This is a genomic window from Peribacillus sp. TH16, assembly GCF_016651095.1.
GTDB lineage: Bacteria > Bacillota > Bacilli > Bacillales > DSM-1321 > Peribacillus > Peribacillus butanolivorans.
Window position 1 is genome coordinate 1977962 of the sequence record NZ_JAEKEM010000009.1, and the last position, 25585, is coordinate 2003546.

A 25585-nucleotide genomic window follows, 5' to 3' on the forward strand; every position below is an offset into this window, starting at 1 on the left:
CTACCCAAGATTGTCTTTTCTTTGTATACAAAGATAAAACCTATCATTTGGTTCTTTTGTGGCGTTCCCTCCAGATAAATCCGAAGTGGAAATCCATTTATATTATTATATTATTTTTCTTTCAATACTATATTGGTAAATGCCCGTTGCGTCGCTGAGTCATAATCTCTTAGGACGGCTTCAATATCCCAATCCGTTTGCGTTTCTAACTTTTGTCTTAATTTCTTTTTATAAAGCAGTGACATATGAAAATCAACCTCCTGCTTTAGGCTAGGAACTTCTCCCTCTAAAGCTTCAGAGCGTGGGGCACGTCGATGTTTGGCCTGAAATGTAATCACATTCAGCTCAACAGTAACCTTTAGCAACGTCGTACCAAAGCCGAACAATTCCTTCGATACCTCATTATACATATGAGAAAGCAATTTCTTCGTTTCGTTAGAGTTTATCGGTAAGATGACTATCACCTGCCAAACCTGTTGTTTGAGGTAATTATATATACTTTTTGTGAATTACACAAGATAATATTCGGATTTTCAATAAAAAAAATGTTTTTTCTTCAGAAAAATAACATTTACCCACCAATACCCGAATTATACTAAAAATCATTTGGATATTTTTGTGATTTTATTTACAACTATATATCAGTATAATCACCCAAAATGTGGATTTCAGCCTTAATCATAGCGAATCCCCCTATAACATCCATACAACTACAGCTTTAAAAATTGCAGAAAACAGGGCAATTGTAGTTGTTAGTGATATGTATCATAGGGCTGTAAGTTTTCAGCATGTTTTTGTTAGCTAAACCTGACAGAAGGTCATCGATACTATTCATAATACTGGAGTTGACTCCGTTCCTTCTAAATAAGCAAAAACAGCTTTTAATTTTTAAAAAATGAATTCTTTGTCATAAAAAAACTACACCTCCAATTGTTAGAAGGTGTCTAACAATTGGGGTGCAGTTCCTTTTAAACTATATCCCTTATTACTGGCATAGAACGTTCTTGGAGGCTATCGGAAAGCAGACTATACGCAATTAATTTCTTCTTGTACTGTTTGACTACATCCACGTGGTCGTTGTAAATGTACACAAATAATCTAACATCCGTTTTGCCTCTTTTAGTATCAATGATTAATGGAGTCCCACCGTTCTCTGGATGCAAAAATAATTGCTCGTTCCCTGGAAATATATGATTTTTTTTCAAAAATATCGCTTTGTTAAAATAATTAATAACTTGAATCTTGTCTTCATCTTCCAAGCGTTTTCCGTCAATGGTTACGATGGCATTCGCGTCACTAAGTTCTGAATGCAACTTAAATTTGCTGATAATCCAATTCACTGCATCGGTTGGAAGACAAGTAACTAATATTTTTAACAAGGCTAAGAGAATTGTTAAAATCAAAATAGGCAATGTCATATTTCATCATCTCCGCTACGTTATAAATTAATTGTTATATCCAAGGAGCGGACAGTTTTTCTTAGAAATGACCGCTCTATTAACGTTTCACTTTTGGTGAAACGTTGTACTTAAACTAGAGACCAGTAAGTTAAGTTCACAATTTTGTCACATTTGTGAACTAATTCACAAATACTCACAAATAGTTAGTGTCATGTACATCACTCGAACAAACATGACCTTTATACAATTAAGCCTATATTTTTCTCCCGTCTTTTCATCTCCATTCTGTCAATAATCAGCAACAGTAAGTTGGTTTTAAGTTGATAATTCTATCATAATAAAATTGGATGAAATTAAACCATCCACTTGGGTGGTATTTTGACCATCCACTTTATTTTTTTTAGAAAAAATACAAATTAGTTAACCTCTGCTTCATGCTATTAATCCAAATCTTAGCCATAAATGAATTATAAACCTCAAGATTTGATTATTTTTATGATTACTTTAGAAATGCTTTAAACATTTATAAAAATACTTATTTATGGTATACCTTAAACAATAATTCAAGCTAATTTTATTATGAAGTAGAAGATGCCTACAGTTAATACTAGTGCAAGACCAATATAAATATAACTAAGATTCAACAAATTCCCTTTTGTAGCTGAAGAATAATTACTATCACTCTTCCCCATTAATGAAATGGTACTAACTAAGGCAACTAAACTAATGACTACTACTAATATTACACTAATCATCATCATCATCATCATACGCCTCCAATATTATTAGTATTTATATCCTTTAACCATTTAACATTATTCTGATTCTCATTATTGATGTGTAACGTAAATATATCAGGTCTGCTGTAATGACCAACTGGATCAAAGTCAAATTGGCTGTATGCTATTTGTTTAAGGTTCAAATCACTAATTAGTATTGCTTCTTCACCATACACTGGTTCAGAGACATATTCACCAAAAGGATTAATAATTGCGCTTCCTCCCCGGCACATTTCAATAGGGGAAGTCTCTAATTCATCATAGCAGGCCAAGTCCTTGGGATACATATCCTTTGTTACGTATTGATTACATGACAAAACAAAGCACCTTCCTTCCATAGCAATATGACGAATAGTAGATTGCCAGGAGTCCCTTGAATCGGCTGTTGGAGCAATATAAAGTTGTATGCCCTGTGCATACATGGCGCTCCTTGCTAATGGCATATAATTTTCCCAACAAATAAGCGCCCCAATCTTTCCATATGGAGTATCAAAAACAGGTAAAGTGCTACCATCTCCTTCGCCCCATACAATTCTTTCTGAGGCCGTAGGTTTAAGTTTACGATGTTTTCCTAAAATCAATCCGTCCGGCCCAATAAAAAGCACTGTGCAATAGAGAGTTCCACCGCTATTCTCAGAATCCCTTTCTATTACTCCAATAACAAGATAAATATTAGCTTTACGAGCAGCTGAACATAATAAATTCGTTTCTTCCCCTGGTACAAGTATAGAATTATCCCAATAACGATACCAATCCTCTCTTCCTGATTGAGAACGGCTGCCAATTTTTGTTCCGAATGAAAGCCCTCTTGGATACGCAGGGATGAACGCTTCCGGGAAAACGACTATATTGGCTCCTTTACTTGCAGCCTCGTGAATAAGATCAATGGCTTTTTTCACACTTGCCTTTTTATCCATTATGACGGAAGCAGCCTGAACAACAGCTACTCGGACATTCTCTTTATTCTCCATCCTTGTACCTCCTCTTCTAAAGTGCAACAATACCTTTTTTTATTTTCTTTAAAATTTGAGCCTTTAAAAATAACACAAAACATTCAGTGTATATGAATATGAAATAATTTACATACCAAAATTAAATTGTCTAGGTAGACTACTCTTAGTTTTTACTGTATTAGAATGAGCCCTACTTCTCTATAATAAAAGAACGACCGATTTTATGACCATCCAATCTTGTAATATTTCCACCCTCCACTTGTTGAACTCTTTTATTAATATACATAAAAAGGGAAAAGAACCTTTGAAGGAACGGCTAAGATACCACGTCTTGTGGCACCTCTAACCTAACTCGCTTCTTTGAAAAGACAAAAAAAAGAATCATGACTTTGTCATGATTCACTCGAGAATATTTGAGCATACAGCTATAAGCTCCTTACAGCATCTGCAAATCTTTTGATCCCTTCTTGAATGGACTCCTCGTTTTCTCTCGCAAAGGTAAAGCGAATATATTCCTTGTTTGTTCCCAATGTTGAACCGGGAACGTAAATGACTCCTCTTTTGATAGACTCCTCTAGTAATTGTATTTCGTTTAATTGTACTTTCAACTTACACCACAAATGAATACCACCGTTTGGCGAATAATAATCAACTTTGTTTTTTAGAAATTGTTGGAGGCTCGATACTATTGCATCCCTTCTTTTTTCTAGCTGTTCTCTTAAGTAGGTAATATGAGTTGGGAAATGCTCTGAATCAAGAAAATCGTTTGCTATCCATTGAGTGAATGAGCCATGACCGAAGTCAACCTGTTGCTTAGCATCAGACAGTCTCTCTATTACTGGTTTCGGTCCTATTATCCATCCAATTCTTAAACCAGAAGCAACAATTTTTGACAAAGAGCTTATATATAAAACATTTCCGTTGTTGTCCATCGATTTAAGAGTAGAGATTTCCTCCCCAGAAAAGGAAGTTAAACTATAAGGATCATCTTCTATAACCGGTATTCCATATTCGGATGAAATCTCTAGAATCCTTTTACGACGGTTGATATGAAGTACAGTTCCTGTTGGGTTTTGAAAAACAGGGTTCAAAAAAATCATCCTGATTCGATGTTTTTTGTGGAGTGCTAGTAAATCCTCTGGGTTGATGCCATCCTTATCAACTGGTAATAGAAAAGTTCTTAGTCCTGCGGATTGAAAAATGGGAAGGTTGTAACTGTATGAAGGATTTTCCAATACAACGGCATCTCCTGGCTTTAACAAGCATTGGATAACGAGATATATAGCTTGTTGTGCACCAGAAGTAATTAGTATGGAGGATGGATTCGTGTCAATTCTCCTATACTGTTTAACATGATTGGTAATGGTGTCCCTTAAAACCGCATTGCCCTGAGGATGATCATAACCTAAGCTACCAATAAAAGACCTATTCGAAATGATCTCACGTAAGGATTGGACTGGAAATAAGTCTTCTGATAACTCCCCACTAGCTAAGTTTATAAGGTTATGCCCTTCCGTCTCTTTACGTATTCTTTGGGTTACCGGCAAATTGGGTAAAAATGAACCAGCTTCGATATATCTATTCCAACTAGGCATACGTTTTCTGTTGATTCCCCATATATCCTTGCTGATCATTGTTCCGCTTCCTTTTTTTCGTTCAACTAACCCATTTGCTTCCAATTCATCATAAGCTGCTACAACTGTACTTCTGTTAACCCCAAGTTCATGTGCCAAGAAGCGCTCAGAAGGTAACGGCTTATCTAGTAAAAATGTTCCATCAGCAATACCACTCTCAATATAACCGGCTATTTGTTTATATAAAGGCTCCTTGGATTTTCTATCCGTTCTCCATTCCATAAGCTACACCCTTTAAAATCGTTTAGTTAAAAGCGTACTAAATCCTTATTTATTCCCTTAAGTGGAAAAACCATTTATGTCAGTATAATCCTCTATCAAGATTATTGCACGATTGGGATAGAGGTTCACAACATTTGGTGAGTTTCATCCATTTTTTCAAACTCATTGGAATTCTCTGCTAAAATAAAAACGGCCTCTATTCCTTATAGGGGAATGGAGGCTTTAGCTTATTAAGAATGATACATTCTATTAACTACGCAAACTTCCTTTCAGCCATGGGCGCTGTCGATAGGGACCGATTGGAATTTGGATGAGGCTTGTTTTTCCTAGGTGATTTTCCATCTTGTAAATTTCATCACACACGTTCACATCAAATCCGAGTAGGGGGTGACCATTCATCCCGAGTGCTGAAGCCGCTATAAGTAATCGTTGTACGAGCATACCTGCTTCCATTTGCTGGATTCGATATCCTCTATAGCCTAGTTCCGGTTTGTAGTGATCCTTATTACCCGCTACATGAAGGCAGAGCGGTATTTGCTGCAAATTCACATTATCCAGCGACATTCCGTATTGCAACGGAATCCGATGATCTCCGGGCTGTATCTGACGTAACACATGATCCATGCTGTCATATTGATAAGCTCCATCAGGTATGTCTTCTATATTATATAAACAGCCATACAAGGAAACACGCGGATTTTGCTTTGTATCTGTTTCATCCAAATCATTTCGATAGGAAAAGGAAGCCGTCGCCTCCTGAAGAAGTGTGGCTAGTTGTGTTTGACTTACCTTTCCCAAAACGAAATCCATTTCCGGTGAAAATCGCTTTCGGCTAACCGAAGCCAAATCATACGACAATCGCTTCGTAGAGGGCAGAGCGATCTCGATTCCCTCACAATTCCTACCTTTCATTGCTTTCATTGGTCGAAACGACTCTAATGACTCCATCATGGATGCTGCATTCATTTTGGTTAACATCGGATACTCTTTAATCGTCAGTGACCGAACATAGTGATTACACTGAATCGTTGTCAATTCCCTGTATAATTCTTTTGAAGAGACAAGCCCGCCTGTGTTGCCTACATTTGCAAACGAGTGAATCGGTTCCACAGATAAAGGAATCACCGCATACGTGCTCTCTTCTTCTTCGGATAACCCAAGCAAATGATTGATGGCACGATCTAAAAATTGGAAGTATACCATGGATGTAAAGCCAAACCGTTTTGCCACTTCTAGCAACTGTCCAATCAGCACTCCAGCATCCAATCCTTGCAGACGGTATGAAAAATTATTGTATTTATAGAAATTTTTCCAAAACATGGTCGACACAAAAACAGTGCCAAAACAGGATGAGATGTCACACCGATTCCCAAGAGCCTGTTCTAAATATTCATCAAAATTTCCTTCGCGCAACAACACCAATCGATGATGTGCCACATCATAATGGTACACACCTGCAGGCAACTCCTCCATCTTCAAATACACGTATAATTCGTTTGGATACAACGCTCCTCCTGAAGGAGCAAAACGCCGAAAGGATTGCATGAGATCCGCCTGATCTGCAGAACCCAAAGTCTGACTTACTTGTGTAAGTCCGAATACATACCAGAGAAAATGACCGATTCTATCGCAATCAGGGTTCGAAGGCGTTGCCCCTTCTTCAAGCGTCAGCGGCATCTCCATGGATAAAGGAAACACCGGTCTATCACGGTAGAGCTTATACGTAAGCGGTGCATCATTCCAATCCACCACCCAATCTGGTGGACTTGCCTTCTCAACGTCAAAATGTAGATTGTGAAGAAATGTGTCTAGACTCATCCTCCTGCCTCCTAGTCACCGCTTATGGAAACGGGTGCGGATGTGGGTTGAGCTGTTCAAGTTTCAGCGGTTGTTTTGCATATCCGAGTTCCATTGGAACCTTCAATACCCTCTCCAGCCCAGTTGTACGGGTAAGATGATGTCCGAATGTCATCGGCAGCATTCCTGGAATCAGCACCTTTACGCAATGTAATCCGTTTCGTTTGATTTCCGGAGTCGTCTGATCTACCACAATCACCTCAAGTTTCAATCGGCGAAATTCTTGAAGAATATCTTGCAAATCATCAGTCAAATCTGAATGCTTCGCCTTTTGCTTGAATTCCTCATCAAATGTTCTCAATGGACGATTATCATCCAATAAGAACTGCAAGCGTTCTTCAGCTTGTGGCAAGCCATACAGCATGCCATGATCATCCATCTTCTGCACCAGCGAGGAATCATGCAGCATTTTTTCAATCTCCTCTTGGTCCTCCTCCATTTTCTCGTCAAGAGTCAGCATCATGCCAGCCAACTCGAAAACTGCGCTTTTCACCGCCCTTATCGGATCAAGATGAGCTCCGGCCGCACATATGATATTCAAGCCTTTTTGCTTCCTGTTTTTCGCCATCGCCCATACGCTTGGAATGCCGTGTTCCATTGTCGAATTATACAAATAAATATCATATCCCGCCGCAGCCCTTGCCCGGTCAATCATCAACTCCAGTTCTTTGTCATTTGCAGAATAAGGGTCAAGACGCGGGAGAGACAACTGCGCGTACCAAGTCAACAGAAACGAATCACGCTCCACCACTTCCATAATGCCGTAGAAAATGGCCTCCTCCAAACTTCCACCTAAAGCGCAGCCATTGGAGGTTTCATAAACAAATCCTTCCCCGCAGCCTAAGCTGTAATAAGAAAGTAACTCCGGAACAAGGATCGGACGCTCCTGCAGAAATGAATGGCCCCATACCCAATCTATTGAGCGATCAGGATTAAACGGTGGAAACGGAAAATCAGACTTTGCATATTGTTCCTTGGCGTGTACGCCTACCTTGGTAGGATTAAGTGCATGATCTTTCAAATTACGATAGCTGTCATGGATTACTGTCCGTTTGCCACGGGGCTCCATCCCACAATACCTTTCCAAGCCCTCCAATATAGCCGTCATCTCACTTGCGGCGTATGAGAGAGTCCGACCTGCAGCTCCCTCATCTCCAATGAACAAAGGCAGATTAACACTTACATCAGCAAATGGAGGCACAAGATCATACATTTTATTATTCAAAAATCCCATGCGGTGGTCCAAATAATCTTTTGCTAATACTTTACTCAAATCCTCCATCGAACGACAGCGGTAACTGTCGGGACTGATTTTCGGACTTGATTGTAATGAAATACGGGCCAGTTCTGGCGAGTCTTCAGGTAATTCACTGCAAACTGCACACAGCGGATCAGGTAAAAAAGAATGCCATGAACTATTCAGTGTTTTCAGGTTGATTAATGCAACCCTTCCTTCCGAATGAGGGTGATCACCTTTCATTACCCTCCCTACCTCGGCGCCTATCAGGTGAGCCATCTGCATAAGTCCTGTACGTGATGCAGCCACATCACGCTGTATTCCTCCTTTTTCTTGTAACTGCTTGCGAATTTCCCACATCTCTTTACGATCACGTCCTGCCATGAGATGCCTTAAATCTGCACACTGAGAACACCCCTGAGTGTCCGGGTGTACCAGCGGACCGATTATTCCTTCTCCAAATGCAACGAAGCCCCGCAGCCAAGGAATGCCCGTTGGCCGTAACATCTCTTCTGCCTTTTGATGGGCAATAGGATTCCAAGCATCTTGTAACACCAGAACCATAGCAGTCGTTTGCGGTATTCCTGCCTCGAAATCGGTTTGGTGAGTGACCTGGTATTGGCCGGACAGGTCTCCATAAACATGGTCAGCCAACACTCCTTCTCCGACAACCAATACGTCAGCTTTCACCCTGATTCCTCCTCTCGCAACAACACCCCAAACACCCCTGCCAGTTCTTCTTTCAAAAACGATTCCAACTCTAGTTCGAAAACACAGATTCGCTTTTTATTCCTTTCCAAAACTTGCATGGCAGACTGAAAAACCTCAGAATGCGCTGTCACCTCGTATGCAGGAATCACAAGCTTTAGCGGCGCTTTGCCTTCCTGAAGCAAGCGTGAACCTTCTACCTCTTCCGTTGTGGGGCAAACTGTTTGATTTTGGGCTTTCGTAACGGCCTGCTGTAACGCATTTCGCAATGCCATTGTTATATTCAAACCGACAGAACCAGACCAGTCATCACCCGAAAAGACCCATACCACAGGGAAACCGGATACTTCCCCTCCTAAGCAAATGATTGGTTCACCTTGCAGCGTGGTCAGTGCCTGCAAGAAATACCGGCAGCGCTCATCTTCTACCGCGTCCAACTGCACCTTGGCAACAATATTCTCTTGATTGAATGGCTGCTTGTTTAACTCATCATCTAAACACCTTTGCAATCCTCGGCACATGCATTCCGCGAACGTTTCCCCTGCACCAATACCGACAAACCCCTGCACTTTCTCTACTCCCTGGAACGGCGATAAAGTCGTTACGAGCTGTTTGACTGTTGGGGACACATACGCTTCAATCCCTACAAGGCCCGCTTCCCTCCTTGCTTCTTCATGCGTCAAATCGGAACAGATTATTTCTGGCTGCAGCTCGCATGGTCCCTCTGACAATGGATCAGCCACCTGAACTCGGCATTGAGCCAGCGGCAGCTGCTTAAGATCTCCCTCATCCCAACGATGGAAAATTCCTGACTGTACCGATGTCAATCTGCTGAAACCCAAAAATAATTTCCCCTGCTCATCGCTTCCCAATTTCTGTTCGAGACGCTGACCGAAATCCTGAACCCATTCGGCTGCCGTATTTCCTGTCACCAGCGGATGAGGTATGAACGAATGCCAGTTTCCTTCCAATGTTTCCATATTAAGCAGATAGAATTGATTATTTTGCCTTGATTCGTTCACTTCTGTCGTTTCTTTAAAAAATTCAAATACCATCACATTGGCCAACATCGCTCCTGCTGTGGATGAAAAGGCGGAGACATGCTGATTTTTACTCAGTACAGACTCGTGTATTCGACGCCATGAAGACTCCCAACACGCAATAGAATCCGGATTCACCAGCGGGCCTGCCAATCCTACTTGATTTAGACTTATTGCTGGGAGAAACATTTTTTTCTCTTGCCTACAAACCGAATGAAGTTCTTGTAATTCCTCTACAGCACCTTCTTGTGACACATACAATATCGAATCAAACGGCTGTACAATCTCTTGCCAAGAAGAACCGCTCTCTCTCTCCAGCTGGACCTCATCTACGGCTACATCGGAGTCTGTCTTCCATGCATGTGCCACGAGCTCCTTCAACCGCTGTCTATCAGTTGGTACCGAGTCTGTAATGAAAACATGGAATGTGGGTAATCCAGCTTCCATTAATGCAGAAACCAACGAAATAAAAAAGGGACCAGAACCAATAGCCAATACTTTTACTTGGCGAAAGCCTTGAAAACGGTATGTGCCCGAACCCCCAAAACTGTCCAAAAACTCTATTTGAGAATCATACTTTTTAAGAACCTGTTCCGACAGTTCATGCGGTCGATCTTGACTTACATCCCGAACAAACCCGTTTTTATATAAAACCTCTGCAATTTCGAACACTCGATTTCGGTACGGACCTGGCAATCCTTCAGTCAATTCACTCAATGTATGGTCCCCATTGAACATCGGTAATAGCTTTTCAACCCACTGAACAATCGTACTGCCTTCCATACGGAACGAACTTAAGTTGTTCCGAAAATACACACCCCTGTTTGGATCAGGGAGAAAAAACGTGTCCCTTTTCACTTTTAGACGCATAGAAGGGGTCAAATTTTCCATTCCGGTCCTCCTAACCCGAAGCTTTTCTAGTTCTGCTTCAGCACTTCACTTTAATCCTATGTATGACAATTTGTCTCTTATGTCTAATCTTATAAAGAAAAGTCCCTGCAACATCAATGCAGGGACATCTCCTTCTCTTTAGAAAACTTGAACTCTTAACGACCGCAACGACCGCAACCTCCGCAGCGACCACAACCTCCGCAACGACCAAAACCTCCACAACCTCCACAACGACCGAACCCTCCACAGCCCCCAATAAAGCAACCAAGACATCCAAAACAACCAAAACCGAAACCAATGAGTCGAGAATCATCCGTAGAATACGGTTGCTGGAACTGGTTTTGATCCCAAAGAATTGGCTGGCTTACCTGAAAATCGTCAACATTCAACATTTGAAGTTGATTTTGAAACTCATACATTTATATAACCTCCGTTTATTATATTAATAAGTTAGTGCTTAATAACAGGAAAGAATATCGGACCGAGATAGTCTGGGAATCCACGTCGTGTACTCCCTCCAACAAAATATGTAAGGGGAATGGGGATTGTTACTGATTCAAAAGCCTATTTTTATTGAATCTTTATAAAACGGTTCAAGAGGAAACAGGGATAATCACTTTATTAATATGTGGCTTAGTACAAATGAAAACTTAGAGACAAAGCTAAAAAAACTGGGACTAAGTTAGCAAGCCTAGAGTAGGGACTTAGCTTATCAACTCAAAAACCGCTCTGGTGCAAGTTAGAAACATAGAATCTCAATATCCTTTTCATCTATGAATAATGATGGTACTCAAAACAATTTATGTATGAAAACAATTTCGCTTCGGACCAAAATAAAGCCCTTGCACTAACTTATGCAAGGACTTTATTTAATCATTTTGAATTTTCTTTTGGTAAATCTAATGTTGGAGTACGATCAAAGAAATTCCACGGTTTTAACATGGCGTGTACCCATTCTGTTGGCATCATTGGCCGTTGGGCTCTCGCCCTTCACACGCTTGAAGAGGGAGTCTTCTGGCGGGAAATGATAAAATTGTTAAACCTTAAACTTAAACACAATCAAAAAAAAACCAGAAGGTTCCCCAACACCCTTCTGGTTTTCATGCATATGTAATTCTTTAATTATTTGTCTTACAAGTATTCCAATTAGTTCTGTAGTTGTTCATAACGCTTCCAGTTTACCGATTTTTCTAACACTATCGATATTAATACTCCCATTATGAGCCCATTTGTTAAAAAGGGCTGTAAAAGCATGGGAACGTTCGCAAATGCGTTGGGCAAGATGTTCATCAAACTCACTCCAATCAATACAGGTACTGCAAGCCTAAATATCGTGTCTGAAGTAAAATGCTGACCCTTGACGCTATTGAAAGCCGTTCCAAACAGTTGAAGGTAAGCAACAAACAATACAGCGTTCCCGACGGTTATTGGCATGGTGGCCAGAAAAGAGATAAAAGGAGGAATGAGTCCAATTATGGTCAACAACATGCCTCCAATTAGAAAAGGCCTCCGCTCATAGATTTGAGTACTTTGCAAAAATCCGATGGATGAGGTAAAAGGCGTATACGGAACAAGGCCCAGTACCGGAGCGAAAATGGTAAAACCGCCAGTCATAAATAAAGAATTTCTATATTGCTTGTGGCTAGCATCATCTCCCATTAGCTCGGATGCGGCTTGAATGGAAGCAAATGTGTTACACAAATTCAGTAATCCTGCAAAAAAAGAAATCGCTATAATACCGAATTCCAGGTTTGGAACACCTAAAGGGAAAAATGAAAAAGAGACACTTGTTGACCCCATTTCAGAACCAGTATTTGGAAATAGTAACGAGTAAAAAATCCAACCCACGATAATTCCGATCAAAATAGAGAAATTGCTAATATTTCTGGATCCTTTTAACTTTAATATACTTACTAAAATGACAATTCCTAATGATAGGAAACTGACCGGGATGTTAATTTCCCCTTCCTCTGTAATTCCCAGCATCCCTTTAAAAAAGACGAAAATGAGCTGAAATGTCAGAAGGAATAAGTAAACGGTCATGACCATGGGGGTGAAAATCTTCTGGACATAAGAAATCAGGTTAAAGGCAGAAATAATTAGGGTCACGACACCAGCTGCAAGTAGTCCTGTAGCTATACCGCCTCCTATTTCGGCATAACCGAGCCCTAGTGATGGTGCAGATAATCCCAAATTCAACATCACTCCCCACAATAGACCAGAGTGCCCTTCCATAATTGGATACTTATGTCCCTTCCAACCCTGTATAACACAAGCAACCCCTGTGAAAATAAGCGAGCTTCTCATGGTCATTTCCGTAACATCAGAGGGAAGATGAAAGGCAGCTCCGATTGAAATGGGCACTACTACGGTATTTGCAAAAATAAAAAACAGCCATTGAAAAGAAGAAAATAGAGTCACAGTTGATCTCAAGCTTTGCATTGTTTCCATCTCCTTTGAACTTTGAACACGATACTTTCTAAGCTTCTTGCGAATATCTGGCTTCCTCCATAACTCTTTTCCCCTTAAAGGCAGTTGAAAGGACAACACCAATGATTATTAATAGCGCACCGAATAGTTGTGATGGTGTGACGCTATTTTTCAGCACAACCAACCCGACCAACATGGCAACAAAGGGTTCTAAGTTAAGAAACATAGATGCTTTAGATGCTCCTACAATCTGAATTTGATTATTCCAGATTAAAGTGCAAATTCCATGCATAATGATAGCGGTTACTATTAAAAGGACCCAAGGCCACGGCTCCCTGCTCATTTGTTGGGGCGACTCGGATAATAGAGCAATGGGCAACAGACCGCCAAATCCAATTAAGTTTGAATAAAGAGTTATCGTAATGGAATGGTTTCTCTCAGTAAGCTTCCTAATCATGATAATGGATATGGAAAAAGAAAGCATCGTAAGAAATATCCAAATTAGGCCAATTGAAAGTTGGAGCGTTCCACCACTTGCAATAACTAAAAAAACACCTGCCAATGCAACGATTGATCCTAATAAAAATCTCTTTGTTAATCTTTCCCTCAGAAAAACTGCAGCCAAAAGGGCTGTAGTAATAGGGGCGAGGGCAAGTATTAATGCCGAAGTTGTCGGATGAGCTGTTTCTAGAGCTGCATAAAAGGACCATTGATTGATAAACGTTCCAATGAATCCTAGTAGAATCATTGTTAACCAGTCCTTTTTTTGAATCGAATTCCATTTCTTCTTCTTTAGTGCGTATAAGGCAATAAAGATAAGGATAAATAATAACCTTGTTGCTGAAAGCAGCATAGGAGGGAAGTCCTTGACTAGTATAGCCCCAAAAACAAAATTACTTCCCCAGCATATTACACAAATAAGCAATAGTAAATAAGACCGGATCATGTTAAGCAGCCTGCTTTCTTTGTCTTTCATTAACCAAAACGAAAAAGGAAATCCGGACGTGTCCAGAGATCCTTTTTTTGGGTTAGCATTACACGTTAATTGATTGATTTTGTAGATATAGTGAACCGGAAACTATATTTCCCTTGTAAAATACCGCTTTACGCTCAGAGCGCCTTGCAACTGCTTCAGCAGAACAGCTGGCATCAATTAACACCAAGCTAGCAGCATCCCCTACTTTTGGCCATACCTGGTTACCATCTTTATCTAACGGGGTTTTGCCGCCAGTTATATACCTGAGTGTTTGGGATAGCGAGACTTCATCAACCCACTTGAAACGTTCTGCTAGCCGTCCAGCTCTTTCTAGAATATCACCATTTCCTAGAGGTGACCATAAATCAAAGATATTATCGTTCCCTACTGATACCTCAACCCCTCTTTCATGTAACAAATCAACCGGAGGCATTTGTCTGTTAATAGGTACACTTGTAACGATGGAAATCCCTGCATCCCTTAAAATATCAGCAAGCTCATAGGCTTCTTCTTTCGAAACATCTCCTATACCGAATGCATGGCTTACAGCTACTCTGCCTTCCCAGCCCGCTTCCTTAGTAAGAGCCGCTAGCCGTTTCATAGTAAACGTTCCCAGGTGACCAGGGTCATGTAAATGCAGATCAACATCAGCATTTGCTTCCACTGCTAAATCTATTAATTGTACTAATGAGGCTTCAATATTGTTATCGATTGTGGCTGGATCGACTGCCCCTACTATTCCTGCTCCATTTCGCAATGCCTCTCTGACAAGCTTTGTAGAACCTGATCGCAACAATCCGTGCTGCGCAAATGCGACTATTTCTGAACTGAGTCTATTAGAATAGGTTTCTAGTGCCTGTTGCACTTGCTCTAGGTTTTGCAATCTTACTTCTGGGTAAATATCAACATGAGTCCGTACATGAGTAGAGCCAGAAGCTAAAAGTATTTCCAGTAAAGATTCAGCACGATTACGTGTGCTGGTTGCAATAGTAGGAAGCACTTTTTTTTCATTTTCAAAGCGTTCAGTGACACTTGAAGAAGGGGTACATGCTCTCCATACATCTCCCATCAGGGTCTTATCAAGATGTACATGCTTTTCAATAAAGGAAGGAAGCACTAGCAATCCTTTTGCATCTTCCACCGGTACATCATTAGAAATGGGCTCCCCATCTTTGACAATCTTCGTGATCCTTCCATCCTCTATTAACAGATGAAATAGCCCAGTTATTGTGCCTGTAACTCTTTCATTCTCTTTTTGGTAACCACATTCTAAACGTGCATTCTTTAACCAAAAGATTGTATTCATGCCATTCATCCCTTCTTGTAATAGACATTCAATTTGCCTTCAAAGCAGATTCACAGTTGAGTCCACCGTAAACCAAATTTCCATTGACGATAACCGCAGCACGCCTTGATCTTCTAGCAACTGCCTCGGCAGAGCATGATGCATCTACTAATACCATACTTGCATCATCTCCAACATTCGGCCATAAACGATTTCCTTCATCGTCTAGTGTCTTAACCCCGCCCGTAATGAATTGGAGGGATTGAGTCAATGCATACTCATCCTTCCAGTTGTACCTCTCAGCTAATCTACCTGCCTTTTCAAGCATATCTCCTGTACCGAATGGAGACCAGGAGTCATAAAAACCATCACATCCAAGAGCTACGTGTACACCCTTTTCATGAAGTAAATCAATGGGGGGAATTACCCGGTTTATCGGAACAGTAGACATGATGGCTATTCCTAAGTTTGATAAAATACTAGCCAGATCATTTGATTCTTCAATAGGGACATCCCCAATTGCAAATGCATGACTAACAGCCACTCTGTTTTTCCACCCTGCTTCTTCGATTAAAGAAGCCAGTTTCTTGATTGTATAAAATCCAAGATGCCCTGGATCATGTATATGGATATCAATATCTGCATCAAACTCAACAGCTAAATCCACCATTTCATATAGTGAAGCCTCTATATTATTATCAACTCCACCAGGATCTAAGCCTCCCACTAAGGACGCTCCTTCTTTCATCGCCTGTCTCATTAATGCAGTTGAATTTGTTCTTAGCAGTCCATGTTGGGGAAAAGCCACTATCTCGTGTGTCATTTTCCCTTTAAAACTCTCTAGTGCTTTCTGAATTTCTTCTAAATTCTTCAAACCAATGTATGGGTCAATATTAACATGAGTTCTGACATGTGTGGCGCCACCTTTTAACAGAAGATGAAGCATCTGCTCAGCTCGGTGTTGCCCTGTTTCGGCGAGTTCAGCGAGCTCTACCGCTTCTAAGTTTAAGCGCTCCATTAAATTCGGAACCGGAGTGCATGATTTCCATGGCAGTCCTAAATAGGTCTTGTCAAGATGGTTATGCATTTCTTTAAAAGCAGGAAGTGCAAGTAAATTTCTTGCGTCTTGAACTGGTAAATGAGTTTGCAAAGGAACATTAGCCGATTGAATTTCCTTAATGATCCCGTCATTTATAAAGATATTGTATAGGGCAGTCTTTGTTCCATCAATTCTTTCATTCTCAAATACATATCCGCTATCAAGTGTAACGTTAGTAAGCCAGTACGCTTTATACATTAAATCACTCTCTTTAATAGAAGATTAGACACCTGTCGTCTCAAAAGATGAAATAGATCCACTTACAACATTACCTCTAAAGATGACAGCGGCACGTTTTGACCTTCTAGCCACCGCTTCTGCTGAACAGCTGGCTTCAACCAGAACTATATTCGCTTCATCCCCAATATTAGGCCATGTCTTGACTCCTTCTTGGTTTAATGGAGTCTTTCCTCCTGTAATGAATTGTAGGCTACTAGCTAAAGATCTTTCGTCAATCATGCGAAATCTCTCTGCAAGGCGACCGACCTTTTCAAGATTGTCCCCGATACCAAAAGGTGTCCAATGATCAGTAATGCTATCATTACCCAATTCAACTTTTACGCCTTTTTCATGTAACAGAGGGATTGGGATCGTTCTGAAAATAGGCACTGTGGATGTAATGGATATTCCTAATTCCGAAAACCTTTCGGCTATACTCGTTGCCTCTGAAACTGAAAGATCGGCCAAACCGCTGGCGTGGCTCACAGTTACTCTTCCTTGCCATCCTGCGTCTTCCGTTATGGAAGCAAGGCGTTGCATAGTAAAGAGTCCAAGCTGATCTGGATCATGTAAATGAACATCAATATCGGAATTCGATTCAACGGCAATATCCATGATTGTTTCAAGAGACCGTTCTATATTTTCATCAATGGAGGCAGGGTCCACTCCACCTACAAGATTCGCCCCATTCTTCATGGCCTCCCTAATTAGCCCTACGGAGTTGCTGCGTAATAGTCCATGCTGTGGAAATGCGACTATTTCATGAGTTAATTTATCTTTATATCCTTCTAACGCTTGTAATGTAGCCTCTAAATTTTTCAAGCCTATAACGGGGTCTACATTACAATGGGTGCGTATATGAGTAGATCCGAAGTCCAATAATAAATCCAACATTTTTTCTGCTCTTTCTTTGGCAGTAGGTAATAATTTAGGAAGTAATACCTGTTCTTCTTCTATCCGGGTTTTCACACCATTAATTGCTGGCATACAAGCCTTCCAAGGACCACCATAGTAAGTTTTATCAATATGAATATGCATTTCTTTAAACGAAGGGACCATCAGAAGGCCACGAACATCATATTGTGGGTTTTGATCTGTTATAGATTCCTTTGCTAAAATAATAGAAGAAATTTTTCCGCTTTCAATCCTAACGTGGTAATTTCCGGTTGCGGTACCAGTAATCGTTTCATTTTCATTATAAGTAAATCCATTTTCCAAACGTACATTCGTTAACCAATACGATTGTGACATTAAACTCACCCTTCCACTCCAGATTGAACATGCATCTATTTCATTATAATTCTAAAGGACATTTTATAAATTCAGGATTTTTACTCATTTTTATGTTATTTTTACTTTTTCATCTCCAACGAAAAAGCTCATCCTGGACTGGATGAACTTTTTCTTCATATATTATTATCACTTTAATGTTATGTCATTAATCTCTAGATAGCCTGAAGGACTGATTGAAAACCCTTTTACTTCTTTCGAGACTGCGGCAACATTTTCAATGACCCTTACAGGAATATATGGGGTATCACTCAGCTCAATCTCTTGTGCCTCTGCGTATAGATCTTTGCGTTTTTCCTCCTCTTTTTCTTTACGGGCAGCATCTATTAAATTATCAACCTTTGGATTGCTGTAAAAGAAGGTATTTCCAGCCGCGCCCTGTGAATCCGTATGAAAAAGATTATATTGATTATAATCAGCATCTCCCGTTGCATTTCTCCAACTGATTATAAACATTTCCGATTGCCCTTTATTTACTTGTTCAACGAACGAACCGTACTCCATGACCTGAACCTTCAAGTGAATCCCGATACCTTTTAACTGGGATTGAAGTACTTCTGCCAAATTAACTCTCTCTTTACTATCCATTGTTAGAATAGTTGCATCAAGACCTTTAGAATAACCAGCATCAGCCATCAATTTCTTGGCTTCTTTAAGATTGTAATCATAGGTTTTTAGATCAGCGTCGTACCCGAATACCTTAGATCCCATTAAGGAATTTGCCTTTACACCAACATTATTAAAGACACCCTTAATAATGGAATCCATTTCAATGGCATGGGCTATAGCTTTACGGACACGGACATCATTAAACGGTTCTTTATTGACATTAAATCCTATATATTCGGTACCATACCCTTCATTGCGGTAAACATCCATAGCCGCTGAGGATTCTACCTGGTCCATGACAGCTACAGGAAGAGGTTCTGCAATATGCGCTTCTCCCGTTTCTATCATGGATATTCTTGTAGAGTCTTCTGGGACAACCTTGAAGATAACTTTGTCCACCTTTGGCTTGTCTCCCCAATAATTTTTGTTTTTCGTCAATGTAATTTCTTGGCCTGGTGACCATGAATCAAAAACAAAAGGACCGGTCCCATTGGGTTCTTGGATAATTTTCTTTCCATACTTTTCAATAGTTTTTGGACTTATAATCCCTCCTTCATGATTCGCTAAGATAGAAAGCAGTGGGGAAAAAGGTTCCTTTAGAATGAATTGCACGGTATATTCATCAACTGGTTTCACTTCTTTTACCATATCGAATACTACGGCTCTAGGAGAAGCAACATTCGGATCTAATAGTCTGTCAAACGTCTTTTTTACTGCATCCGCATTAAATGGTGTGCCATCATGAAACTTCACATCATGTCTAAGCTTAAATTCCCAGGTTGTGTCATTTATCTGGTTCCATTTTTCTGCTAGCATAGGCTGTATCTCACTATTTTTATCTCGTTGCACAAGCCCTTCATAGATTTTATGGTGAGTAACACTAGCGGCATTAATCGTGGACATAAATTGCTGATCCAAATTCTCAGCATCTGATAAACGAGCAATAACTAAGGTTCCCCCTTCCTTTGATGCTTTGTTCGGATCACTTGCTTTTGTGCTTACGTCATGATTAGAAGAACAGCCAGTAATTACGATAGCCACAATTATGACTAGAAAAAAATTCCTTATACCTCGTTTTAACCCCATGGACTTCGACCTCCTGCTTTTATTTTGTTTCCGTGACCATTTATCTAATTATAGGAAATATTCAGAAAATTTATTTTGAAAATCTTTACTATATTTTTCATTTTCTTTACTTGTTTTTAATAAAATAATGTTCATGCTTCTGTATGATCTATCGATTCTACAACCTTAAACGACGGCTGAAACAATTCCTTCTCTGAAAGCTGCTGATAATCTCTTTCCATATATCCTCTTCTCATCTTGTTAAAATATTTTTGTCCCTTGTCTTTGATTACTTCCATATCAAGATTAGGTATATTTTGATTTTCCATGACTATCCTGCCATTAATGATAGATAATTTAACGTCTCTTCCAGATCCACTAACGAACATGGTTCGAATGGGATCATCTATTACACCCATATGAAAACTGTCTAAGTCAATCGCAATAATATCTGCTTTTGCACCTACAGCAATACGGCCGAGATCGTTCCTCCCAAGGAAAGCAGCCGCACCAAGAGTGGCTGACCGAAAGAGATCGGCATACGTAGAGCCTTCAACCTCTTTTTCCACCAGCCGTGAGAGCATACTCCCTGTCCTAACATTCTGAAACATATCTGGAGGGAAGGTATCCGTTCCAAGCGCTATATTTATTCCTGACCTTTTATATTTTGCAAAGGATTCTAAAGCTGAACCATGCCTCCCGATAATTAGAGGGCAATGAATCACTGTTGTATTTGTTTCTTTTAGAAGCGCTAAGTCATCACCCTTGCCGTATCTCGCTTCACTATATCCTGACACAAAATGGGCATGCGGTATCCCTGTTCTTGGACCCAGAAAACCAAGATCGTACAAATACCTAATAGGTGTTACACCATGTTCTTCCAATATGGTGTTGAACTCAAAACTTCCTTGTGCAGCATGAAGCTTTATGGGAACCCCTAATTTTTCACTGTAATACTTTGTCTGAAGCAAATTATCTTCAGTTTGAGACTCGATACGTTCTGGGGCAAGCATCCCTCTAACCAATCCTTCAAAGGCTCCATCAAGTTTTTCTACAAACTCTACAGCTCTCTGTAATCCAGCTTCCCCCGCTTTTTCATCCCAGTGTAGTTTTATATTTCCATCAGGCTGGACGACTCTAATCCCAGATTGATAACTGGGTCCTAGGTAAATTCTTAACCCTAAGCTAGCCGCATGTTTCGCTGCAGATGCTAATTCTTCATAGGTTTCAGCCCAGCCTTTATAAAAAACAGAAGTTATAGGCATGGCTGTTGTTACCCCATGAAGAATGAGCTGTGAATAAGCATATAAAGATTTAAAGGACTCTTCTTCCTCGGTCATTAATTCATGATGTCCCCTTTCTATATATTGCTCTGACCAGAGAAGGTTTTTCTGTCTATTAGAACCAGCTTCTAAATGTAAAATATCATGGTCAATGTCCCCTAATGCATTTAAATCTATAAACCCAGGACTAATGATAGCATTACCAGCGTCTATCACCTCATCTACTTCTTCAGTATAATTTTTTCCAACATACACAATCGTGTCTTTTTCATAAACAATCTCCGCATTTTCCAAAATGACATGGTCGCACCCATCATAACCAATTACGTATCTTCCTTTAAGTTTGATTTTCATCTTATTCTCCTTTCCACATAGCAGCAGTGTTTTCTCATTCGTCATATCTCTTTTCATCTACATATGCACGGGCATTTCCCCAGAAATATTTCGTCGGCTGCATATATTTTTCGAGTCCAGCACGCTTTATCGTTGAAAACGCCTCTTCATTTGCCTCATTTAGTACTGTACTTTCATGAACTGTTCGTACATTTCGCCCTTCCATAATTAATTTGCCGTCGACAATGACATGCTCCACATCATTCGCCACTGCTTGAAATACAAGTCTATGAACATGCATGAATTCTGGAGTCAGATGCGGCTGATGCAGATTGACTGTGATAACATCCGCTTTTTTCCCAATCTCGAGGGAGCCTATTTCATCATCCCAGCCAATGCATTTCGCTGCATCTATCGTAATCATTTCTAATAGCTTGCCAGGGGGTAAATAATAATAGTCTCTAAGTGCTGCTTGGTGAACAAACTGTGTTTTCCTCATTGCCTGAAACATATCAAAACTTGTAGAAGGGGAAGTCCCATCTGTAGAGATTGCTACAGTTGCACCCATTTCTAATAATTCAGTTATGGGGGTACGTGCATGAACCTGCCCAAATCCAGGAGATGCACTAACATTAGTACCTGTTTCTGCAAGTATCCTTGCCTCGTCAAAGGAAATACCGCGACAATGCTGTAAATGGACATCGGGACCCAACAAGGCATTTTCCTTATCCTGTATCGCTAAATGAATCATTCCACCAAAGGCATCAGAGTGTATCCTTGTGTCATATTTCCTGGCAATTTCTCTAATTTTTTTCGCTTGATAAAGATCATGATTATTTAACCCATAAAGCCTGTCAGGAGATGTGGGATTGGAGGGATCAACGGACGTAACAATGACAAATGGTGTAATAAAGGCTCTCGTCCGGTCTTCATTTGCATGATTCAGCGCTTCAATTACAGCTTCTGCCCCCAGTAATACTTCTTCATAGGAAACTTCCTTTACAATTCTTTTTCCGTCAATCCATCGGCTGAATGAATGAGGCCATGGAGGGTTGCAAGGACCTGTGCAGACAACCTCTCTAACACCTACTTCAGCGTACGCTTTCGCATGATTTATTGCGAAAATTGGATCATCGGATCGTGGCATGGAGCCTAAAACACTTACACCTGTTGTCACGCCAGCCTTTAATCTCTCTAGAGAGGAGAGTTTTCCTTCGTAGTACCAAAAGTCATCTGTTACAAAATGTTTATACGTGTTTGTCATAATAGGCATCCAAAAATCAATATTCTCCATAGCAATTGTTTTAAACATAGAATGTCCCCCATGACCATGAACATCTATTAATCCAGGCAATATACATTGATGGCTACAATCAATAACTTTTTTTGCCTCATACTTCGATTTCAGTTTTTCTGTTAAATCAACGTCTAAAATTCTTCCTTGGTTTATGGCGATGGCGCCATCTTGAAGAATTCGTCTATTTTGATCCATGGTTATCACAGTCCCATGAATGAGAAGCAAATCAATCATATTTTCCCTCCTAATTGAGAAGACAGCATAACGGCCGTATGCTGTCTGCCCTTTTTGATAAATTCTCTACTGCACAGTTATGTCATCAAGCATTAAATAATTTGCTGGATTCAGCCAAAGTCCTTTAACAGTTTCTCCATAAACGGCAAGATGTTCATAGTTACGGATTGGAACATATGGCACTTCTTCTCTTTCAATTTCTTGTGCTTTCGAATATAGTTCCTTACGTTTATCTCCATCTGATTCTTTACGTGCTGTTTCAATCAATTTATCCACTTCAGGATTACTGTAGAATGAACTATTTCCAGCAGCACCTTGGGATTTGCTATCAAAAAGATTGAATTGATTATAATCTCCATCTCCCGTAGCATTGCCCCAACCACCTATTGAAACCTGATGTTCACCTTTAGCAGTCGCGTCAATATAAGCCCCATATTCAAGAACTTGAATTTTGACCTTAATTCCAATTCCTTTTAACTGGGATTGAATTACCTCTGCCATATTTATTCTTTCCTTACGATCACTCGTTGTTAATGTAATCTCCAAGCCATCCTTAATTCCGGCTTCCTTCAACAGCTTTTTCGATTCATTTATATCATAGTCGTATCCTTTTATATCTGGATCATAACCGAAAACCTTCGGGCTCATTGTGGAATTTGCCTTCGTACCAACATCGTTATAAACGCCTTTAATAATAGAGTCAACCTCGATCGCATGCGCGACCGCTTTACGAACACGTACATCATCGAATGGCTTATTCTTAACATTAAAGCTTAGGTATTCAACAGCAAGTCCATCTGTGCGATATAAATCCATTGTGTCTGATGCTTCAATCCTATCAATCTCAGTCACGGGTACTTGATCAGTTACATGTGCTTCACCTGTTTCAACCATCGCAATTCTCGTAGCATCTTCAGGGACAACCTTGAATACTACCCCATCAATCTTAGGTTTATCTCCCCAATAGTCCTTATTTTTTGATAGTGTAATCTCTTCTCCCGACTTCCAAGATTTAAAAACAAATGGTCCTGTTCCAACAGGATTTTGGCCTAGCTTGTCACTATTTTCTGTAATGGCTTTTGGACTTAAAATGCTACCTTCATTACTTACTAATATGGACAATAGTGGAGCATAAGGGTATTTCAGTTTAAATTGTACAGTCGTTTCATCAACTACTTTGATTTCTTTGATCATTTCCAATTTACCCGCTTGAGGAGAAGATGTTTTTGGATCTAGTAATCTGTCAAAGTTAGTTTTTACCGCTTCAGCATTGAATGGTGCTCCATCATGGAATTTCACTCCCTCACGCAGTTTAAACTCCCACGTTACATCATCGAGCTGTTTCCATTCTTTTGCGAGCAGAGGTTGTGGTTCCATGTTTTTGTCGGGAACAACCAATGTTTCATAAACCTTTTCATATACAACATTTGCTGAAGGAATGTCTGTAATGAAATGAGGGTCTAGGGTAGTCGCGTCAGATAGCCGGGCGACGACTAGTGTTCCCCCTTCTTTCGCTTCTCTTTCTGGTTCCTTGCTGCTGGTTTGATCTGATGTACATCCAGATAAAACCGATGAAATACCTAATAACGATGCAAATAGTAATCCAACCATACCTTTTCTCATTATTTTTCCTCCCTTTCATACTTGCTTTTGTTTTCCAAGCAACTTTTTTCTATTAGTACATTGGGCATAATCAAATTATAAAAAAAAACAAAATTTTATATTTTCAGAATCTTTACTCATTTTTTTATTATCTTTACTGCTTTTCCGCATCATATTTACTTCAATACCTATTTTGAATAAATTTAATGAAAGAAAAGGAGGAGTTGCCATGAAGCCAGAGGTCGTTATAAATAATACCGAATTAAATCTAAACAACAAAAAATCTTCAAAACTAAAACACTGGAAAGCCTTTTATAAAAAGTTTAAGAGAAATAAATTGGCATTGATAGGCGGGTACATCGTACTTTTTTATATTTTATTAGCCATTTTTGCACCTTTAATTTCACCACAGGATCCCTATGAAATTGATTTAGTCAACAAACTCCAGACACCCTCAGCAGATCATTGGATGGGAACAGATGATAAGGGAAGAGATATTTTAAGCAGATTATTATATGGAACCCGTCTTTCATTATCTGTTGGATTTGTCTCTGTGTTCTTCGGGGCGTTTATTGGCATACTCTTAGGATTAACAGCAGGCTATTATGGAAAATGGATTGATACCGTCATTATGAGGATTGTTGATGTTCTACTTGCTTTCCCAGGAATATTGCTTGCCCTTGCAATTATAAGTGCTCTAGGGCCAAGTTTAATTAACGTAATGGTAGCAGTTGGTGTCTTTTCAATTCCTATGTTTGCACGTATTGTACGGGGTTCCACACTTTCAGTCAGGAAGCTTGAATATATTGATGCCATTCGTGCATTAGGTGCCACTGACTTCACGATTATTTTCAAACACATTTTCCCTAATATTCTTTCACCTGTCATCGTTCAAGCTACATTACGTCTAGCTACAGCCATTCTATCGGCAGCCGGCTTGTCATTCCTAGGACTAGGAGCTCAGCCTCCTTCACCAGAATGGGGAGCCATGTTAAGCAGCGGACGAGATTATTTATTCAGTGCCCCTCACATCGCTTTATTTCCAGGAATCGCCATATCAACACTTGTACTCGGATTCAACGTATTCGGTGATGGACTAAGAGATGCCCTAGACCCAAGAATGAAAAAATAAGGAGGAGAGA

19 protein-coding genes are annotated in these 25585 nt (G+C 40.0%); 1 reads left to right on the forward strand and 18 read right to left on the reverse strand.

From position 1 onward, the window contains the following. Positions 1-110: 110 nt before the first annotated feature. From JFV29_RS23530 to JFV29_RS23620, 18 genes are all read right to left on the reverse strand, one after another. Positions 111-410, reverse strand: a complete 300-nt coding sequence (locus JFV29_RS23530) for a DUF2294 domain-containing protein (RefSeq protein ID WP_082527362.1) — start codon at positions 408-410, stop codon at positions 111-113. Positions 411-968: 558 nt separating this feature from the next. Continuing rightward, positions 969-1418 carry a YfmQ family protein gene (locus tag JFV29_RS23535; RefSeq protein WP_201186708.1) on the reverse strand — a complete coding sequence of 150 codons (450 nt, stop codon included), beginning with the start codon at positions 1416-1418 and terminating at the stop codon, positions 969-971. A 545-nt stretch (positions 1419-1963) separates the two neighbouring features. Next, a complete protein-coding gene (locus JFV29_RS23540) occupies positions 1964-2158 on the reverse strand; it encodes a hypothetical protein (RefSeq protein ID WP_446728263.1) in 195 nt (64 codons plus the stop codon). 8 nt (positions 2159-2166) lie between these two features. Next, positions 2167-3150: a carbon-nitrogen hydrolase family protein gene (locus JFV29_RS23545; RefSeq protein ID WP_201186712.1), complete on the reverse strand. Its 984-nt coding sequence runs from the start codon at positions 3148-3150 to the stop codon at positions 2167-2169. Positions 3151-3557: 407 nt separating this feature from the next. After that, complete coding sequence (gene pdxR / locus JFV29_RS23550) at positions 3558-4988, reverse strand: MocR-like pyridoxine biosynthesis transcription factor PdxR (RefSeq protein WP_201186713.1); 1431 nt, start codon at positions 4986-4988, stop codon at positions 3558-3560. A 249-nt stretch (positions 4989-5237) separates the two neighbouring features. After that, positions 5238-6806, reverse strand: a complete 1569-nt coding sequence (locus tag JFV29_RS23555; RefSeq protein WP_201186714.1) for a SagB family peptide dehydrogenase — start codon at positions 6804-6806, stop codon at positions 5238-5240. Positions 6807-6828: 22 nt separating this feature from the next. Further along, positions 6829-8772, reverse strand: a complete 1944-nt coding sequence (locus JFV29_RS23560; RefSeq protein WP_201186715.1) for a TOMM precursor leader peptide-binding protein — start codon at positions 8770-8772, stop codon at positions 6829-6831. Further along, complete coding sequence (locus JFV29_RS23565) at positions 8769-10721, reverse strand: putative thiazole-containing bacteriocin maturation protein (protein ID WP_201186716.1); 1953 nt, start codon at positions 10719-10721, stop codon at positions 8769-8771. Before JFV29_RS23565 ends, JFV29_RS23560 begins: the two co-directional genes overlap by 4 nt. 155 nt (positions 10722-10876) lie before the next feature. Beyond that, positions 10877-11140 (reverse strand): heterocycloanthracin/sonorensin family bacteriocin, encoded by a 264-nt coding sequence (locus JFV29_RS23570; RefSeq protein ID WP_201186717.1) that lies wholly within the window; start codon positions 11138-11140, stop codon positions 10877-10879. A 727-nt stretch (positions 11141-11867) separates the two neighbouring features. Then, positions 11868-13163 carry a uracil/xanthine transporter gene (locus tag JFV29_RS23580; RefSeq protein WP_201186721.1) on the reverse strand — a complete coding sequence of 432 codons (1296 nt, stop codon included), beginning with the start codon at positions 13161-13163 and terminating at the stop codon, positions 11868-11870. Positions 13164-13200: 37 nt separating this feature from the next. Next, a complete protein-coding gene (locus JFV29_RS23585) occupies positions 13201-14097 on the reverse strand; it encodes a DMT family transporter (RefSeq protein WP_201186722.1) in 897 nt (298 codons plus the stop codon). An 88-nt stretch (positions 14098-14185) separates the two neighbouring features. Beyond that, on the reverse strand, positions 14186-15433 hold the full coding sequence (locus JFV29_RS23590; RefSeq protein WP_201186723.1) for an amidohydrolase: 1248 nt from the start codon (positions 15431-15433) through the stop codon (positions 14186-14188). 28 nt (positions 15434-15461) lie between these two features. Then, a complete protein-coding gene (locus JFV29_RS23595) occupies positions 15462-16709 on the reverse strand; it encodes an amidohydrolase family protein (RefSeq protein WP_201186724.1) in 1248 nt (415 codons plus the stop codon). Between the two features lie 24 nt (positions 16710-16733). Then, complete coding sequence (locus tag JFV29_RS23600) at positions 16734-17981, reverse strand: amidohydrolase family protein (RefSeq protein WP_201188051.1); 1248 nt, start codon at positions 17979-17981, stop codon at positions 16734-16736. A 168-nt stretch (positions 17982-18149) separates the two neighbouring features. Further along, on the reverse strand, positions 18150-19715 hold the full coding sequence (locus tag JFV29_RS23605) for a glutathione ABC transporter substrate-binding protein (RefSeq protein ID WP_201186725.1): 1566 nt from the start codon (positions 19713-19715) through the stop codon (positions 18150-18152). Between the two features lie 131 nt (positions 19716-19846). Further along, positions 19847-21388, reverse strand: coding sequence for an amidohydrolase family protein (locus JFV29_RS23610; RefSeq protein ID WP_242486934.1), 1542 nt, complete (start codon positions 21386-21388; stop codon positions 19847-19849). Further along, complete coding sequence (locus JFV29_RS23615; protein WP_201186726.1) at positions 21366-22841, reverse strand: amidohydrolase family protein; 1476 nt, start codon at positions 22839-22841, stop codon at positions 21366-21368. Before JFV29_RS23615 ends, JFV29_RS23610 begins: the two co-directional genes overlap by 23 nt. Before the next feature lie 66 nt (positions 22842-22907). Further along, positions 22908-24464, reverse strand: coding sequence for a glutathione ABC transporter substrate-binding protein (locus JFV29_RS23620; RefSeq protein ID WP_201186727.1), 1557 nt, complete (start codon positions 24462-24464; stop codon positions 22908-22910). A 208-nt stretch (positions 24465-24672) separates the two neighbouring features. Between JFV29_RS23620 and nikC the strand changes: the two genes are divergently transcribed. Beyond that, positions 24673-25575, forward strand: a complete 903-nt coding sequence (gene nikC / locus JFV29_RS23625) for a nickel transporter permease (RefSeq protein ID WP_201186728.1) — start codon at positions 24673-24675, stop codon at positions 25573-25575. The last annotated feature ends 10 nt before the right edge of the window (positions 25576-25585 follow it).